The 15,471-nt window shown below is 42.6% G+C and carries 22 protein-coding genes; 8 read left to right on the plus strand and 14 right to left on the minus strand.

The window, feature by feature from the left end:
• Nucleotides 1-184: 184 nt before the first annotated feature.
• From CAG58_RS03695 to CAG58_RS03725, 7 genes are all read right to left on the minus strand, one after another.
• Nucleotides 185-658 carry a lysis protein gene (locus CAG58_RS03695; protein WP_237665974.1) on the minus strand — a complete coding sequence of 158 codons (474 nt, stop codon included), beginning with the start codon at nucleotides 656-658 and terminating at the stop codon, nucleotides 185-187.
• Entirely contained in the window at nucleotides 612-1,202 is a 591-nt protein-coding gene (locus CAG58_RS03700) for a lysozyme (protein ID WP_161425305.1), read from the minus strand. Before CAG58_RS03700 ends, CAG58_RS03695 begins: the two co-directional genes overlap by 47 nt.
• Nucleotides 1,189-1,374, minus strand: coding sequence for a hypothetical protein (locus tag CAG58_RS03705; RefSeq protein ID WP_161429705.1), 186 nt, complete (start codon nucleotides 1,372-1,374; stop codon nucleotides 1,189-1,191). The genes CAG58_RS03700 and CAG58_RS03705 overlap by 14 nt, the downstream gene beginning before the upstream one ends.
• Nucleotides 1,375-1,812: 438 nt before the next feature.
• Complete coding sequence (locus CAG58_RS03710) at nucleotides 1,813-3,357, minus strand: hypothetical protein (RefSeq protein ID WP_161429706.1); 1,545 nt, start codon at nucleotides 3,355-3,357, stop codon at nucleotides 1,813-1,815.
• 411 nt (nucleotides 3,358-3,768) lie between these two features.
• Nucleotides 3,769-4,236, minus strand: coding sequence for a hypothetical protein (locus CAG58_RS03715; protein ID WP_039450262.1), 468 nt, complete (start codon nucleotides 4,234-4,236; stop codon nucleotides 3,769-3,771).
• 24 nt (nucleotides 4,237-4,260) lie between these two features.
• Nucleotides 4,261-5,439, minus strand: coding sequence for an SEC-C metal-binding domain-containing protein (locus CAG58_RS03720; RefSeq protein ID WP_161429707.1), 1,179 nt, complete (start codon nucleotides 5,437-5,439; stop codon nucleotides 4,261-4,263).
• 308 nt (nucleotides 5,440-5,747) lie between these two features.
• Nucleotides 5,748-5,930 carry a hypothetical protein gene (locus CAG58_RS03725; RefSeq protein ID WP_161429708.1) on the minus strand — a complete coding sequence of 61 codons (183 nt, stop codon included), beginning with the start codon at nucleotides 5,928-5,930 and terminating at the stop codon, nucleotides 5,748-5,750.
• A gap of 821 nt (nucleotides 5,931-6,751) precedes the next feature.
• Here CAG58_RS03725 and CAG58_RS03730 point away from each other — a divergent pair.
• A complete protein-coding gene (locus tag CAG58_RS03730; protein WP_161426411.1) occupies nucleotides 6,752-6,946 on the plus strand; it encodes a hypothetical protein in 195 nt (64 codons plus the stop codon).
• A gap of 184 nt (nucleotides 6,947-7,130) precedes the next feature.
• Nucleotides 7,131-8,174 (plus strand): DNA-methyltransferase, encoded by a 1,044-nt coding sequence (locus tag CAG58_RS03735; protein ID WP_161426412.1) that lies wholly within the window; start codon nucleotides 7,131-7,133, stop codon nucleotides 8,172-8,174.
• A 196-nt stretch (nucleotides 8,175-8,370) separates the two neighbouring features.
• Here the strand turns inward: CAG58_RS03735 and CAG58_RS03740 are convergent, their stop codons facing one another.
• The 7 genes from CAG58_RS03740 to CAG58_RS03765 form a co-directional block, all read right to left on the minus strand.
• Complete coding sequence (locus tag CAG58_RS03740) at nucleotides 8,371-8,955, minus strand: hypothetical protein (RefSeq protein WP_161426413.1); 585 nt, start codon at nucleotides 8,953-8,955, stop codon at nucleotides 8,371-8,373.
• Nucleotides 8,955-9,587, minus strand: a complete 633-nt coding sequence (locus tag CAG58_RS03745; RefSeq protein ID WP_161426414.1) for a DNA N-6-adenine-methyltransferase — start codon at nucleotides 9,585-9,587, stop codon at nucleotides 8,955-8,957. The genes CAG58_RS03740 and CAG58_RS03745 overlap by 1 nt, the downstream gene beginning before the upstream one ends.
• The gene (locus CAG58_RS03750; protein ID WP_161426415.1) at nucleotides 9,587-10,318 is read right to left on the minus strand and encodes an ATP-binding protein; all 732 of its coding nucleotides are present in this window, start codon (nucleotides 10,316-10,318) and stop codon (nucleotides 9,587-9,589) included. The genes CAG58_RS03745 and CAG58_RS03750 overlap by 1 nt, the downstream gene beginning before the upstream one ends.
• Before the next feature lie 2 nt (nucleotides 10,319-10,320).
• On the minus strand, nucleotides 10,321-11,160 hold the full coding sequence (locus tag CAG58_RS03755) for a hypothetical protein (protein WP_161426416.1): 840 nt from the start codon (nucleotides 11,158-11,160) through the stop codon (nucleotides 10,321-10,323).
• Entirely contained in the window at nucleotides 11,157-11,291 is a 135-nt protein-coding gene (locus CAG58_RS17030) for a hypothetical protein (protein WP_272924509.1), read from the minus strand. Before CAG58_RS17030 ends, CAG58_RS03755 begins: the two co-directional genes overlap by 4 nt.
• A 67-nt stretch (nucleotides 11,292-11,358) precedes the next feature.
• Nucleotides 11,359-11,907 (minus strand): toxin YdaT family protein, encoded by a 549-nt coding sequence (locus CAG58_RS03760; protein WP_161426417.1) that lies wholly within the window; start codon nucleotides 11,905-11,907, stop codon nucleotides 11,359-11,361.
• Nucleotides 11,908-11,954: 47 nt separating this feature from the next.
• Entirely contained in the window at nucleotides 11,955-12,188 is a 234-nt protein-coding gene (locus tag CAG58_RS03765) for a helix-turn-helix domain-containing protein (protein WP_161429709.1), read from the minus strand.
• Nucleotides 12,189-12,285: 97 nt separating this feature from the next.
• On the opposite strand from CAG58_RS03765, the gene CAG58_RS03770 reads away from it, so the two are divergent.
• The 6 genes from CAG58_RS03770 to CAG58_RS03795 all read left to right on the plus strand — a co-directional run bounded on the left by CAG58_RS03770 (nucleotide 12,286) and on the right by CAG58_RS03795 (nucleotide 15,442).
• A complete protein-coding gene (locus CAG58_RS03770) occupies nucleotides 12,286-12,948 on the plus strand; it encodes a LexA family protein (protein WP_202598195.1) in 663 nt (220 codons plus the stop codon).
• A gap of 245 nt (nucleotides 12,949-13,193) precedes the next feature.
• On the plus strand, nucleotides 13,194-13,463 hold the full coding sequence (locus CAG58_RS03775; protein WP_161425192.1) for a hypothetical protein: 270 nt from the start codon (nucleotides 13,194-13,196) through the stop codon (nucleotides 13,461-13,463).
• 150 nt (nucleotides 13,464-13,613) lie between these two features.
• Nucleotides 13,614-13,874 (plus strand): hypothetical protein, encoded by a 261-nt coding sequence (locus tag CAG58_RS03780; RefSeq protein WP_161425193.1) that lies wholly within the window; start codon nucleotides 13,614-13,616, stop codon nucleotides 13,872-13,874.
• On the plus strand, nucleotides 13,871-14,242 hold the full coding sequence (locus CAG58_RS03785; RefSeq protein ID WP_161425194.1) for a hypothetical protein: 372 nt from the start codon (nucleotides 13,871-13,873) through the stop codon (nucleotides 14,240-14,242). Before CAG58_RS03780 ends, CAG58_RS03785 begins: the two co-directional genes overlap by 4 nt.
• Before the next feature lie 247 nt (nucleotides 14,243-14,489).
• A complete protein-coding gene (locus tag CAG58_RS03790) occupies nucleotides 14,490-14,729 on the plus strand; it encodes a DUF7220 family protein (RefSeq protein WP_161425195.1) in 240 nt (79 codons plus the stop codon).
• The gene (locus tag CAG58_RS03795) at nucleotides 14,729-15,442 is read left to right on the plus strand and encodes a DUF2786 domain-containing protein (protein WP_161425196.1); all 714 of its coding nucleotides are present in this window, start codon (nucleotides 14,729-14,731) and stop codon (nucleotides 15,440-15,442) included. The genes CAG58_RS03790 and CAG58_RS03795 overlap by 1 nt, the downstream gene beginning before the upstream one ends.
• Nucleotides 15,443-15,471 lie beyond the last annotated feature (29 nt).

Raw genomic sequence — 15,471 nt, forward strand, 5'->3', positions numbered from 1 at the left:
ACCGCTTCGTGGTCATGGCTAACAAGTTAAGACGGCGAAAAGCCAACGCATAGGATAGGGTCACCGCCGTAAGCACTGTGGATAATGGCCGAAGCCTTAGGTGCTCGACGACACCAAAAAGAATGCGCACTTTTGCTCTTGGCGGTGGTAGGTGTGCTTACTTTAAGGCAGCAAGCGGGCCTCTTTAATCAGAGTGACTAGCTAGCGGGCATTGAGTGCGAATGTAGCCTTGTAAATAAAGGATCTGCCTGATGGCTTTTGAGTTCATTTCTCGGAGATCGAGAATATCTTCTGCAACTGCTCGTTCAACTTCGGCGGCTCCTGCATCGCCCACGCTTCCGGCGCTATCGACTTTGGGCACTGGCTCAGGACAACTGGCTTTGATGAACACCCGCTTAGCGCCGTTGCGAACGTCAGCACGAAGAGAGTCAATTTCTTTCTTTGCATTAGCGGCTTCCTCCGCATGTTTAATGCTGAGTTCATTGAATGATTTAATCTTTGCTGATTGCTGCTGTTGGAGTCGAATAAGCGAGTCCCGCTGCAGCGTTACTTGATCACGTTCAAACTCGGCCAACTGACGCCGTTCACGTTCAATAAGATAAAAAGAGAGGCTAGTGATAAGAAAAAGCGCTGATACCGTTAGGATTATGAATTTCAAGCGAGTCAACATGAGTTCTCTCATCTTTAAGTGATACGTATGGCATCATTTTTACATCCGTTGATTTAAAGGCCAGCTTACACACCTCCTCTTCAATTTCTCGCCGAGTCATTAAGCCTCTCCATTTTTGTCCGCCGGCATACACCCAACGTTTCAACTCATCACAGGCATCATTAATGTCACCGTTATTGAGCTTTTGAAGTAAGGTGGACCGAGAAAATGCGCCAGCACCGACGTTATAAGTAAACGAATAAAGTGCAGCCTTAGTCGGTTCAGGAAGTACTGGTTTGATGAGCGGTTCAATTTGACTTTTTACTCGAGCCAAATCGCGCTCAAGAAAATAATCACACTCTTCTTGGGTGTAAGCTTGTCCTTGAATCACATCTGGTCCCGTAGTGCCGTAGCAAACCGTTAGCACGCCAGCAACGTCATAATACGGAACATACTCTATCCCTTCGAGCGGCTTAACCATTGAAGCAGCTATCACTAAGGCACTCGCCCCGCCAGCAATCAGTGATCGTGTTAATAAACTAGATTTGCTCATCACCAAACTCCGCTTTGAATCGCTTCTTGTGCCAATAGTTATTGATGATTGCTGTAATAATCATGCCAGCTGCAGCGATGATCACCATCCACCAATCGGTCGATATACCACCAAGCACCCCAATAAAACCGTTCCACCAATACGACAGAGAGCTGGAAATTTTTTCATTCATACGCCTACCCACCCCCTGTCGGAGTATCCTTTTGATTGCTTGATTTAAAATGAAAAGCTCAGCAAGAATGAGAGCTAAATGAGGAATAACGAGCATAAAAAAAGCGCCACGAAAGGCGCATAACAAGAGAGGAAAGTATCAGATACGAAAAAGCCCCACCGAATAGGTAAGGCTTTACATTGTGGTAATCTTGCGGCATTTAGCGGTGAATGTCAACACTCACCCACTAGATATGCTTTTTCATTATCAACTTGAACAACCCATAACTCATTTTTGGACAGGAATGCGTTAGAGCTAAAGCTCGAAGTCGTCTACTTCGGATAATCTGAATTTGGGCAAAGTTAAGTAGACGACTTTGTTGTTCGAGAGTGTTGGTTACTGCCGCAGCCCAATATGCTTATTGTCTATTAACGACGAGAAAGCTCATGTGCGTTAAGCCTACGAGCCAAAGTAGTTAGCTTCACCTTCCAGCCACTGAGCATCAACCACGTTACCTACAACAGCATTGACCCATGCATTTTCAAACTCTGTACCACTGCGTCTGTTGTTTTTTTGAACCACCCCTTGCTTGACAGATATATAGTTCGCCTCATAAGCATGGTCACAACCAAACTTGCATAGAGGCATCACAATATTTGGGTCAACTCTTTCATTAAATGAGCAAATCGAGCGTGGTTTTTTATGAGCTGTCACCAATGAATCGACGGAAAACAAGTTATTGCAAATAGCACAGCATGCTTTTTCTTTGCCTTCGAACAACCATTGCCTTAATACTTGTTGTTCTTTTCTACGCTTTGATTCGACTTCGTCATCTGTACCTTCCGCACATATGGATAACAGTCTAGCTTTAAAGACAGTATATCTATCAAGCTCTTTCGTCGATTCGAAAGGTATACTTTCAAGTAGCGAGTACTTATAGTGTCTACGTACCGATTTGTCGGCATTTACAATCGTTGAATGTAGAATAGCTTTATCAATTGAAGGTTTCGAATAACCTTTAAGTTCCAGATGTTCTTTTATTATTGAGAAACCTAGCTGACCTTTACCTTTCATAAAATTGACAACGTCATACTCAATATCACGTAGTTTGGTCGGATTAATGTTTAGTTTAATCACTTTACCATTACACTCAGTATATCTAGATTTTTTCAAGTATGATGAAATAACTTCAATTGGTGGATAGCTGTTTCCTTTAGGTGGTGTCCTATGTTTAAATGCATTGGATAATACATTTACCATCACTTCTAATTCAACACTATCAGCCACATTCACGACTTTTTCTAGGCTATTAATCAGCGCATTATCTCGATTTTCAATTATGTAATAAAAAACACCGTTAAATGATGAAAGCCACACATCGTCACGTGAGTGCAGGATATTAAATAACGCTTCTTTATACTTTTCATGCTGAGGATATATTTCAAAGAAAGTGCTTAAATTAGCTATTCCCACAAGGCCAGGAAAAACAATCATACGATTCATTGCTGACTTCATTTTCTTTAACTCCGAAGAGTGAATAACATATAAAGTCTTTTCATCTGAGATAGATGACCGAGATGCCTTGTTTAGTTTATTTGTATATATATCGTATGATTTACATAAACCAAGTTGATGCAATAAGTTCAGAATGCCCTTTACACTGTAATTTTTAGGGAGTAGATTAAGCTCTTCAAGTTTTTCAATTAGAACACCTGTAGACATGTACTCTTGAGAAGAAATAACCTCGGACACTCTCCTGATTGAAGGTAACTCTGTAAGTTGAACTTTACTGGTAAACTTATCTTTAATTATTTGTCTAGGTCGCTCAGACTTCCTGTTTTCTGACTCTCCAACCTCGAACCTTATTGCTGTCGCATCTAGAGTTGGCCAATCCTCCTCTCGAAACCCGAAAAAAAACAATATCAATTGTATATCTCGGTATTTCTGATCATTATCCTTCATAGAGTCATAAAGAAAATTTTTAATTTCTTGTTCTATATCCATATTTTACTTACTCACTGTGTAGGCTTAACAATTTATTACATCCCATTTTGTATCTAAATTGAATGCCTGTATCACAGTTTTGTATCATAACGCACTGTTTTTTTTATGACTTATCACTAAGACGGAGGTTGTGTGAGCGAGAAAATGCGACAAAGTGGGACATTTTCGCAGGCATCGCAGTTAGCTATTAGAAAAATTATTGCTGACTGAGTGACAGGAATACCATTGATGCATGCTCACTAGCCAAGAATTGGGCGCTTCTGAGTTACGAAGTGCCAGCAATGAAGGTTCTGGACAAAAGTGAGTCAGTGACTTTGTTAATTACGCTTGTAACGGATTACCTATAGTATGGCGACACAGCCCAATATGATAGGCAAAGTGCCTATTCACATTGCCATATTTGCTGCATAACTACGTATAACGGTGATAGAGAATTAACGCCATAATAATCGCTAATATACGCTGATGAGCTTCTTCCATGTCATCAAAATGGTCTTGACCAAAACGTCTTGCAACTTCTACACGTCCGACCGCTGCTAAAACTAGGTTCCTCGCATTTTCATCGTGGAAACCACCATCTTGCAACAAAATTTGATAGCTTTTGCCGATCCAAATCCGACCTTGCTTGTATATATCAGAGTTTTCAAAATCTCTAGTTTTTTTGACAACAATATCTTCATTGTCGTGATAATTATCGGGAATACAGCATTCTCCCATTTCTTCAATCAGCATATTAAGTTCATAAGCAAAGCTATCCGATTCAGGCTTGTACTCTTCACTCGCTGAGTACCAACTTAATTCCCAATTGGGGCGAATATGGGACAATGGGCGTAGTACCATTTGATCAAGAAAATCGCTGTTTCCGAAAAAAGACTTCACGTTAAATTAAAACCCTAAAGATTGTTAAATCCGCTCAACTGACACGAGGTTACTAGGTATAGACCGACTAACTGACTCGTCATAATTTATGGTCTTAGTGTAATTCTCAGATAAAAACAAGCCATATACCTTTGCTTTCGTTGTTTCGTCTAGCGAACCCCACCAAGATAAGCGAAAGTAATTATTTTCGGTGTATGCAAAGATACAGGTTGTTAACCAATTGTTTATATTAGCGAGAGGCATTGAAAACACTTCTTTCAAATACTTACCGATAACATCATGTTGCTTTAGATGGCTTACGATGTAAGCCGCTTTGCCGTTTAATGTCACCGTAGAGAGAGAGAAGTGCTGAAAACTTTCTTCTACGTCACCTGTATTTTGAATTTTTATTCCATTAAGGTCCAAGTATGGTGAAATACTGGCGCATACTGCGATTGTAAGAGGGGCATCATACTCAATTACGTAAGAAACTAGCTCTTCGTATTGACCGTCTGTTTTGATAGTTTCGTAAGCTTCTTTAATTGTAGAAATATCACTAAACCCTTTTTCAACATTAACTTGGTGAATATACAGTTTCTCTTGAAGAAAGACTTGATGATACACATCTAGCCCACTGTCCAAGTGCTTTATTTGCCAGTGAGTAACATCAATAGCCGCTTTCTTTTGGTAGTACTCATGGCACACAGCGCGATATGAACTAGCCCAACAATTTTCTTTAGTCTTAGAAAACTCATTTACCTCAATAGCTTTAAACAATTCGGTATCATGAAAGCTACAAAAGCCGTAAAAGATGGATGCTTTTCTTTCGATGCCAGCTTTCAACCTATTTGTGTTATCTATACCATCTAGATTTCGATAAAACGTCCCCACATGACCATTCTCAGCAAGGCTAGAAAGGACATTTCCCCTTTGAATTGTATGGGCTCTTTTGATTGGTAATTCACAGTTTTCCTGATCAAATTGAGCGCAGCAGTATTTCTTACTATCGAATATTTCGCTTACTTTCTTTCTAATCTCATGCTCGTGAAGCTCTCGCATTAGTTTGCGATTTTTATGACAATCTTTGAACAAGAGACCGCTTGAACACCAACATTGATCATGATCACTGATAGTCGAAGCTCTTAATGTACAGTCAACAAGACGAGCATGACTACCTTGTTCTAATTTCCCAATAGCTTCATTAAGAATACTTTTGATAGACACCTATTTGATCCTAATGCAATTAAAATTAAATGCTCTTGAATGTAAGTAAACATAGGGTGACAGGGCTCCTGCCGTGCAGCTCACCCCAATAGCCCATATTGTTTCTAGGGTTGAGAATATTGCTGTTGTTTTCACTGTATTCATAGGCTCTTCCTCCACTTGGTTGCTAGTTTGCACTGATAGACTGAAACTTCTGACATACACAAGAATTATGAGGGCTATGAGGAAAACTGACACCAGAGGTATTGAGCCTCCCGCTGCCACCCCAATCAGCCTATGTTTACTCAAATATTTTTAACAGAAACAGATTAAGAGTCTTTCTGAGGTAAATTATCTAACAATTTACAAAATGCCCTACGTGCTGCACCTTCTCCCTCATAAACATACCCTGTATCGAAAAACAGCTCTCCACTCTCGTGGCTAACCTTAATCCCCCAACAGCCATGCTCTGGATCTGGGCTTTCCACAATTTCAACGATGATATTACTCACAAGACAAACCTCCTCTTTTATCTTGGTGGTAAACATTGAGTGTGAATATGAATAACCACCATCATAATACACGTTTTGTTTCATACTAAATGAATTAGAGGAATTGAGTCAAAGAGGTGTTTGTAGAAATGTTACGAGTATCTGCTCTAGCACGTTTCGGGGCATTTTCGTGTTGCATCCCCCTGTAACCCCTTGGACACAACTTTCAAACACCAACCAACTCATCACCCTCAACAATTCCTCACCTGCAACTAATACATACCACAATTACATATGAACCTAGTTGCTAATCGCGTTTTATACACGACAGGGTTGAATGCCGCAAGTCTGTCGTTTAGTGTTTGCGATGAACTATAGATTCAAAATTAAAGACACCTTTGCTTGCAATGAATGGCCGCCGATTTAGGCGGCTTTTTCTTTATTGCAAGAAAGGAAAATCGTTCGATGGTGGAAATGACACACTGAAACCTTAGAGTATGGTGGAATCTCCCCCGTGATACATCACGGGGATTCACAACAAACAGTATTGGAATAATTGATAACTTTTAGTAAGACAAAAGCCCATGAACAGGGTGTAAATGAGTAAAAGGTCTAAACAACTTAGGGGCAGAAACGTGTTTGTATTAAATGAAATCATTTGCCGACCTAGTGTATTTAACCGCTAAAAAAGTCATAAACACTCTATCAACTTACTAAAAATTATGAAACTTTTATTAATGCATCAAATATCGCACTTTTCATAAAAAAATGGAAAACAAGACTGGATGGCTAGCGTACTCAGAGTTAGTGTCGCTCTGTCATAATTATCATGGAAATTCAGTATGTTAACCATTAAAGAAGACGCCAAAGAACTCATCAAAACGATTATTACCCACTCACGGTACGGCGTAGTTGATCCCCACATCATTGCCACGCAGCATCCAGAGCACACCGAACACCATATTGCGTTTGTGCTAGAACAAATTGCGCAAGCTCCTTTCCCTGACTTGCTTCAACTCGTAAAAAACAACCAATAAGCTGTATATAAACACAGTATTAATGTGATAGACTCTTATCGTGTTTTGATGCCTTGAGTACCTGAGACCCAACCATGTTGGAGAGGAAGCAGCAAAACGTCGCCAGCTATAGGTTTATAACCGCTATAGCTGGCGACTACCTACCGCTATTTGTATTCAAGGCTCTTGTTAACAGGAGATAAGAATGCACAAACACACCTTGCACGATGGTCGTGCTACATTAATCAACGCAGATTGTTTACCGTACCTTAAAACCTTGGCGGATAACTCAGTCGATCTCATTCTAACCGATCCACCTTATTTTCAAGTTAAACGTAATGCTTGGGATAACCAATGGCCCGATGTGCAATCGTTCCTCGCTTGGCTAGATGAAGTTCTTGAGGAATTATGGCGTGTACTAAAGCCATCAGGTAGCCTCTATCTTTTCTGTGGTTCCAAATTAGCCAGTGATACTGAAATACTAATCCGCAATCGTTTCGAAGTTTTTAACCATATCATTTGGGCTAAACCATCAGGCCCATGGCGACGAATGCATAAACCCAACTTGCGCATGTTTTTTCCTGCTACCGAACGCATTATTTTTGCTGGACATTATAATGCCGAAGGGTACGCAAAAGGCTGCTCTGGTTATACGACACAATGTTCCCAACTAAAAAAACAGGTATTTAAGCCTTTAATTGATTACTTCATCAATGCACGTAAACAACTTGGTATAACTGCTAAAGAAATCAATAAAGCTACGGGAACACAAATGTGTTCTCACTGGTTCAGCGAAAACCAATGGGCACTACCAAATGAAGAGCAATATCTGAAATTACAGAGGCTTTTTGATAAAAAACGAGGGGAATTGGTTAGATCGCATGATGAGTTATTGGATGAATACAATAACTTGAATTCGCAATACCAAACACTTGTTCGTAAATATGACAGTTTAAAAACAGAATATGAGCATTTACGTCGGCCCTTTAATGTCACTAGTGACGTACCTTACACCGACGTTTGGCAGTTCGCACCGGTACAGTATTATCCGGGTAAGCACCCATGCGAAAAACCTCGGGCATTGCTTGAGCACGTTTTGCTATCCAGTAGCCGTGAAAATGATGTTGTGCTTGACGCTTTTATGGGTAGCGGATCAACGGGCAAGGCGTGTTTAGCATTAAACCGACGCTTTATCGGTATTGAAATGGAAGAGGAAACGTTCGATCTGACGTTGAACGCTCTGACGTAGCCTTAACATCGCTTATCAGAAAAAGAAAAGGCGCTAGAGCGCCTTTTATCCAAAGTTTAACGCACAAAAGGCGTTTTATTGAGTAGCAGCAAAAGAAGGTGTAACTTATTATTTGAACACAAGATAACGAAAAACCACTCTCAAACAAGCCGTCAGTGCTAAATTTGCGAACCGTCTCCAGCCTTTTAATGCTTTTCTAAGCCATTTTCTCTCGATTAATTCTTTCCATCAATGCCAACATTGCCGCGTTACGCTTTGCTGCAAGCCACTTCGTAACCTTTTCTAATACGTCATGATAACGCTTAAACATACTATAAGTACAAACGAACTCACCAGAGCACATCGCCACAAAGCGCTGCTCGTAACTCCATTCGATACGGCCATCGTGGCAATGGTGACATACCCTTTTGTGGCGGCAATCACTTAAATAAAACCCTGTACCATTACAAGCAGGGCAAACCCGACCTAGCGGGTTGATCGCCTCTTCGATGGCTGCGCGAACCAAAGCAAGGAAAGCTTTCTCGCTCTTCTGTCCGCGCCATTTTTGAGTTTGGCTGATCACCTCAAGCATGACTGCTTTTTCTAACATCTTGCGAGAATGTTCATTATTTTGCATTTCAACAAACAAAATCAAAAATCCCACTGGTGACTCCTTCCACGTCACCCCGACCATGGCTAACTGCTCTTCTAGCGAGAACAAGCCTTTGCCGCCACCGTTTTGTATTTGTTCGTAGTTCAAGCCTTTTAAATCAAACTTAGCTAATAACGTTTCAGGTCGCATTAAGCAGCCTCCATAAGTCGATTGCGGAAGTTGATACCTAATTCATCCGCTACGCCGCGAGTGAATGGAATTTTCGGAGTGTAATGGGTGTAATGCGGAGTCCAGAGCACAAACGCTGAGGGAAAGTTAACGCCTGTTTTCTTGGTTTCACCGTCAATGTCATAAAAGTTGTAGCGGCCATCTGGCTCATAAATCGCGGTTGCCTTGCCATCAACCAATTCACGCCACCATCCGGTTGCTGGTTCGTAGGGCAATAACATCATTCCGCTATTTCCAGCACGAGCTTCAGCAAAGGCTTTTTTGATAAACAACTGCTTTAGGTCAAACGGAGGATTACACCAAAAGTCATTTTCCCAAGGTAGGATGAGTGCATCAAAGCCGACAATTTTTGCAAGAGGGTTAAAATCATCACTGATAAAACCAATACCACGCTGATCGTAATTGCCTGCACGCTGCTCAAGCCATTCGATTGAGGTGTAGAACCGGTTAACCTTAGCGGTTGCTGGCTCAGCACAAACATCAAGCTTTAGCTTACGACCGTATAGAGCTTGACCATCTTCAAAGCATTCCCACGTTGTTCCCCAGCGGTTTTTATCCTGCGCGGGCGTTGTTGAGTGAACTAAAATTGGCATTATTTCCCCTCCGGCTTGCGGTTTTTTAACCGGAAGCTTTCCCACACAAACGAGATCCACTCTCCGCCGTTATCCAGCAATCGCTCGACAACTCGCTCACCAAGCAGACCTTGCAACTCTTCGTAGCCTAGGTTGGTTAGAATTCCGGTTGGTAAGTCATTCGACCAGCGTGCATCGATGATCGTACTTAGCATGATGTTTTCATGGTCGCTCTTGCGCTGTACACCGACTTCATCGAGCACAAGCAAATCAACTTGGCTGAGCACTTCAATGAACTTGGCCTCAGTCATCGAGCTGTTGGAGTTGTACTTATCGCGTATTTTCATCATCAGGTCGGGCACTGAAATCAGCATCACTGATTTACCACGCGCCAAAAGATTATTGCCAATGGCAGACGCGAGGTGATTCTTGCCTGTCCCTGTCGTTCCCGAGTAAACAAAGCTTCGGAAATGAGGCTGTTTTAAATAATCGCTTATCCATCCGTGAGCATGATTAAACGCCACGCGCTGACCTTGGCTCTCCGTGATGTAGTTGTCTAATCGGCATCGGGCGTGTTTTTTGCTGATCCCGCTACGCCCTAAAGCGCTTTGAACTTTCGCGGTTTGGTATTCGCTGAACCTCTGGCGGCTGATTTCTTCCGCTTCGCGCTTGTGAATCTCGGCCATCTGTTCGCGGCTGTAAGGGCTGACATGCGAAGGAATGCGAGCTTGAAGCTGTTGTAGTGATGCCATGATTACCCCCTGCTTTCCGGTAATTGGTACTTGGATACATCCATCCCCTCTCGGTAGCTTTGACCTACCTGCGCTGTTGTTGTCTGGCCCGTGGAGCCTTTGGGCGTGCCTCTCTCGCGTGCCCACTGGTTTTGCAAGCGCATACCGTTACGCCAAGCGGCTACCCAATCGCTGTAAGCGCTTCCCCTGGCGATCATCGCGTCACGCCACTGGTCGGTAGCGACTTGCGCACCGAGCACAAAATCTTTTTGCTCGGCATACCAGTCGATCATTTCGGGAGTCACTTCGAACTGAGTCGGGAATTTCGTTTTTACACTCGTCCGTTTGCGGGTTTTTTGCGTTGCCGAATTTTGTCCTGTTTCCTCGTTGGGGGGGGTGGGGTTAGAATTTGACCCATCCCTCTGCTCAATCACACAATGTGTTTTTGTAGTAGTCTCTGGTAGTCTCTGTGTATTCTCTGTAATAGCTTGCAAGTTTTCTGCAGCCATGCTTGCAGGATTCCTGCACTCCTGTTTGCGGGATTCCTGCAAACTAGTTTGCTGCAAACATGCAAACAAGTTTGCGGTATTTATGCGATAGTGAAGTCGGCATGGCACGCCTACTTTTTTCTCTTCCAAAATTCCAAGATTACGCAGTTTTCTACGAGCCGTTTCTATTTCTGTTCGCGTCATGCCAGTTTCATCTTTCCACTCTTCAGAAGATTTATAAAACCAGCTATCAGCGTTGCTCGTTCTTTTACTCCAATACAGGGATTGGCTTAACAGCAATGCTCCTGTCACACCTATCCCAAGCTTCACAAAGGCACGATGAAATGCAATAGGTCGATCTAGAAACTCGATCATACTGCCGCCTTATGCGCTTGTACTCGGTGAAAAATAGCTGCTGCCTCATCACGAGAGACAACACGCTTCCCCTTTGGTGTTGCGGCTATCCAAAACCGCAAACCACCGCTATAAACGATGTAAAGACTCATTGCACAAAGATCTCCATAGCTAACTTTTACTCGCGTTATGCGTCACGCATGGTGTGATGGTCAGTCACTACGCGGCTTTTTTGCTCATTAACGTTTCAAGGTATTCTAAAATCGGTTCGTGGCTTTGTTTGCCCTCAAGAACCTCTCGGTAAGCTTCGCGCAACTGGTCCACGCTAGCGTTCTCACCTAACGAGATAACAGCTCTAAACGCCTCGCTTGTTTCTTTGCTGTGTACGGCAAGCAGCTGATCACGACATGATTGAGACTGTCTTGAGCCAATGGCGGCTACTGAAAAACCCAGCGGGTTTAAGAATTGATTGAGCGCGGCCAAAGCGCGATCAACGGGTAACGCTTTAATGATGGCGGGCAGCAAATCCATGATCGTTGCTTTTGATTCAATGGATGAGCGCTCGATGTAGCGGAAAAAGTTTTGCGCATTGTTTTTGTCGTCAATGCCGGGCTTTTTCAGTAGTTCTTTGCGCTGGGCATCAACTTCAAACTTCAATTCAAAACGGTGGTAGATACTGGCAACCCGATGAGAGATGCACTCTTTACTTACTTCGGTTCGCCAACCTTCAATGGCGTTACGTATCACGCTTTTTAAACTGTGTTGCATGGTTTATCCTTACTGGTTATTTATACAGAATTTAACTATTCATCCATTCAAATGTGAGTTTTGTTATCCTCTATTGCTAAAGGGTCTGGGAAAACCTCAGTGAACTGACACTTAATGCCTAACGCTGCAAAAGCGTTCACAATTTTCCACCCCATATTTATATTTACCGCTCGAATCCCAGATTCGTAGTTACCTATAGTTGATGGAATAACCCCAACTAGCTCACCTAACTTCGACTGACTGATTCCGGCTTGACTGCGAAATAGTGAAATTTTATTCATTGATGACCCTCCGGAAATTGAGAATACACAAATCGTGTCCTAAGGTAAACACAAATAGTGTGCTTACAGCATACACGAAGCGTGTTAATTTATAGAAATGAATAAAAAACAAGAAGTGGGATTGCGATTAAAGCGATTCCGAGAGGCACAAGGCATAAGCCAAAAAACTCTAGCTGAGAAATGCGGCTGGGGGGCGTCTCGTATTGGAAATTATGAGGCTGGCGTAAGAAGCGTGAATTTAGATGATGCTGAAATCATTGCTTCTGTACTAAACATCAAGCCATACCAAATTTTATTTGATTCTTCAGAGATTGATTCATTATCAAACCTAACTCAAATCGATATACAACCAAAGTTTCAAAATACATTTCCTCTATTGAGCTCAGTCCAAGCAGGCCAATGGACAGAAGCATGTGAGGCATACTCACTAGATGAAATAGATGAATGGTACGAGGCAACGGTAAAAACTTCAAAGCGCAGTTTTTGGCTAAGAGTTCAAGGCGATTCAATGACGAGTTTAACCGGGGTAAGTATTCCAGAGGGCACTCTTGTTTTGGTTGATACCGAAAAAGAACATTCTAATGGCTCTCTTGTTGTCGCCAAGCTGACTGATGTTAATGAAGCAACATTTAAGAAATTTGTAACCGATGGTGGCCAAGACTATCTAAAACCACTCAATAAAGACTATAAGACAGTCCCAATTAATGGTAATTGCAAGATCATTGGTGTAGTTGTCGAAGCGAGACTAAGACTGATATAAGTTAATTACTAATGAATACAGCTAACCGTTAAAAACAATAGCCACTTACTCCTAAATATAAAGTACCCATTCACCGCCTTCATGGCGGTTTTTTTTACCCTCACACAAAATAAACACAATTCGTGTTTGACACTGGCAACACAAAATGTGTACATTACTTGCACCATAGTAAATAAACATGTTTTGTGTGTAATGAGACCGCGGCCTGACCAGCCGCAACTTTTAAACTGACAACGAGAACCGCTATGAAACCATTAACCCTAGAACAAACCCGTCAGCTGCTAACTGGCATTCAAGTCGCCAACGTATGCCTAACTGATTTTGACGATCAGAAAATGGGCTTGGCGAAAGACGACCCAATCCGCATTCACGTTGAGTCAATTCAAAACAAAGTGGGATCACTAAAAGAGTTGGTTTTGCATGTGGATGACGAGACTTATGCGCTAATGCAGCAGATCGGCGCGGCTATCACTGATATTCAAGGGCAAATTAACGCAAGAAAGCATGCCCACTAAAAGAAGATAACCCCCATCGGTGACCAAACCAACAGGGGTTAACTTTGTGCAATGAGACTTAACGCCTCGCAACCAAGTATATACAGGGCTGACCACTCTGACAAGCGTTTGCCTGATTGCGGGGACTCACCCCAAAAAAGGAAATGTGCAATGAGTACCATCGTATTTAGAAACTCTCAAGAAGCATTCATTCACAAGAATGTGTTTCAGATCCTTCAAGCTGAGGGCCACGAACCGCTTAACGCCTCTCGCGCTGCTGACTTAGCTGTTGAAACCTACCGTACCACCGCCGCATTTGGCGGACGGGGGGGCAAATGCTTCGACTACTGTCTTGGCCGCGCTCGTTTGCTCTTGCTGCCAGCCAAGAAAAAGGCAGAAAAATCCAAGCGTTCGCGAGGTAAAGCAGCATGAACGAAGATATAAAACGCAAAGCTGCCGTGCGCGCCAAGCGGTACCGCGATAAGAAGAAGCAAGCAGAGCATCATGAGGTGCGCGGGCTTTTGCTTCATCCTACAGTGCATAGCAAGCTAAAAGAAGTATGCGAGTTTTACGCCTACCCTGCCGAGCCTTACAGCGAAGTTGAAGCGATTGAAGCGTGCATTTTGCGAGCGCATAACGATATGGCCACCATCGAACAAGAGTTGGGAGCATGCAGCAAGTGTGGAGAGCAACTACCACAGGGCTGCGCAAAGTTGGCTAGCGGTGGGTTGTTTAAAGGCGATGCTCAATGCTGGCACACGATTAACCGAGTTCGAATTTATACACCGGGGAGAGCGTAAGCATGGAGTGTTACAAAAAAGGCCAACCCGTTGTTGGTTTCGCGGAACAATCGCCCTACTCGGCTGAAAAGCAGGTTTCAAACACTGATAAGCTAAAAGCTTATAGCTATTCGGTAGCTGTGGTTGATCGGCTTTTGAAGCAATTTTCCACAAAAAAAATAGCTTAGGGGGTGATTCAGTATGAGCATTTTAGTTTATGCGCTTGGGTGTGTCGTGTTTTTAGCTATCTACTCATTTGGGGATCGTGATGCAAAGTAAGAAGCACAGCTTTATTGAAAGCGTAACGAATGTTCTGGTTGGTTATTGGGTTTCTGTTTTGAGCCAACTACTTATTTTCCCGCTCTTTGGTGTGCACTTGCGGATTGAAGAGAATTTGCTAATCAGCTTTTACTTTACGCTGATTTCTATTGGCCGTAGTTATTCCATTCGCCGCTTGTTTAACCGCAAGCAAAGCCGCAACCCAATTATGGATATGGAGGTGAAGTGATGAGCACAAAAGATACTTTAGAGTCATTAGACAAGGTGATCGACAAGATAAGCAAGCTGCTTGCAATGGCGAATGATACCTCTAGCCCTAATGAAGCATTGCTTGCTGCAAAAAGAGCGCGAGCATTAATGGATAAATATCAATTGTCTCAAGAGGATATTGAAACTCAGATTGGCAGTCAGTTTCTAGAAGCTCAAGTAGGAAAACAAAAGGGGAAGCAGTTCTTATGGGAGAAAAGTCTTGCCGCTGCCTGCGCAAATTTAAACGACTGTAGGAGCGTTATTAATCGTAACCAGAATGGTTCTTACTTGTCTCTTCAAGGATTTAAGTCTGATGTCATTGTGGCCAAGATGACGATGGAATACCTAGTGAAAGCAGCAAAAAGAGCTAAAGATTCAGTCGGTATAAAAGGCGCTTCAGAAAGTCAGTTTTTTATGCGGGGATTTTCTAGCGAAGTTCTAGATCGAGCGATAGAAATTAAACGCAGTAGAGAAAAGCAATTTACTAGCGTAGCAGGCACAGGATTAGTTTTACTCAAAAATACTGAAATTGAAAAACATTTTGGGGAGCTAGGTGAAGCTCGCCGCCATGAGCCACGCAAACCTTTATCCATCGAAGAGAGAAAAGCTTTCATTCACGGAATTAAAGCTGGAGAAAGCATTTCGCTTGATAAGCAAATTGATGGCCGAGAAAACACCAAACTAACCATTTAGCCGCCTGACCAGTGGCTTCAATTGAAAGA

Origin of the sequence: Vibrio sp. V31_P5A7T61, from assembly GCF_009904895.1 — a bacterium.
In the GTDB taxonomy this organism is placed as follows: domain Bacteria; phylum Pseudomonadota; class Gammaproteobacteria; order Enterobacterales; family Vibrionaceae; genus Vibrio; species Vibrio metschnikovii.

Bases quoted from the DNA above. Each gene is read 5' to 3' on its own strand.
- CAG58_RS17030 (WP_272924509.1), bottom strand. From the start codon at position 11,291: ATGAGTCTTTACATCGTTTATAGCGGTGGTTTGCGGTTTTGGATAGCC.
- CAG58_RS03795 (WP_161425196.1), top strand. From the start codon at position 14,729: ATGAGCACAAAAGATACTTTAGAGTCATTAGACAAGGTGATCGACAAG.
- CAG58_RS03730 (WP_161426411.1), top strand. From the start codon at position 6,752: ATGTTAACCATTAAAGAAGACGCCAAAGAACTCATCAAAACGATTATT.
- CAG58_RS03755 (WP_161426416.1), bottom strand. From the start codon at position 11,160: ATGATCGAGTTTCTAGATCGACCTATTGCATTTCATCGTGCCTTTGTG.
- CAG58_RS03770 (WP_202598195.1), top strand. From the start codon at position 12,286: ATGAATAAAAAACAAGAAGTGGGATTGCGATTAAAGCGATTCCGAGAG.
- CAG58_RS03775 (WP_161425192.1), top strand. From the start codon at position 13,194: ATGAAACCATTAACCCTAGAACAAACCCGTCAGCTGCTAACTGGCATT.
- CAG58_RS03735 (WP_161426412.1), top strand. From the start codon at position 7,131: ATGCACAAACACACCTTGCACGATGGTCGTGCTACATTAATCAACGCA.
- CAG58_RS03760 (WP_161426417.1), bottom strand. From the start codon at position 11,907: ATGCAACACAGTTTAAAAAGCGTGATACGTAACGCCATTGAAGGTTGG.
- CAG58_RS03785 (WP_161425194.1), top strand. From the start codon at position 13,871: ATGAACGAAGATATAAAACGCAAAGCTGCCGTGCGCGCCAAGCGGTAC.
- CAG58_RS03740 (WP_161426413.1), bottom strand. From the start codon at position 8,955: ATGCGACCTGAAACGTTATTAGCTAAGTTTGATTTAAAAGGCTTGAAC.
- CAG58_RS03705 (WP_161429705.1), bottom strand. From the start codon at position 1,374: ATGAATGAAAAAATTTCCAGCTCTCTGTCGTATTGGTGGAACGGTTTT.
- CAG58_RS03710 (WP_161429706.1), bottom strand. From the start codon at position 3,357: ATGGATATAGAACAAGAAATTAAAAATTTTCTTTATGACTCTATGAAG.
- CAG58_RS03745 (WP_161426414.1), bottom strand. From the start codon at position 9,587: ATGCCAATTTTAGTTCACTCAACAACGCCCGCGCAGGATAAAAACCGC.
- CAG58_RS03780 (WP_161425193.1), top strand. From the start codon at position 13,614: ATGAGTACCATCGTATTTAGAAACTCTCAAGAAGCATTCATTCACAAG.
- CAG58_RS03765 (WP_161429709.1), bottom strand. From the start codon at position 12,188: ATGAATAAAATTTCACTATTTCGCAGTCAAGCCGGAATCAGTCAGTCG.
- CAG58_RS03700 (WP_161425305.1), bottom strand. From the start codon at position 1,202: ATGAGCAAATCTAGTTTATTAACACGATCACTGATTGCTGGCGGGGCG.
- CAG58_RS03790 (WP_161425195.1), top strand. From the start codon at position 14,490: ATGCAAAGTAAGAAGCACAGCTTTATTGAAAGCGTAACGAATGTTCTG.
- CAG58_RS03750 (WP_161426415.1), bottom strand. From the start codon at position 10,318: ATGGCATCACTACAACAGCTTCAAGCTCGCATTCCTTCGCATGTCAGC.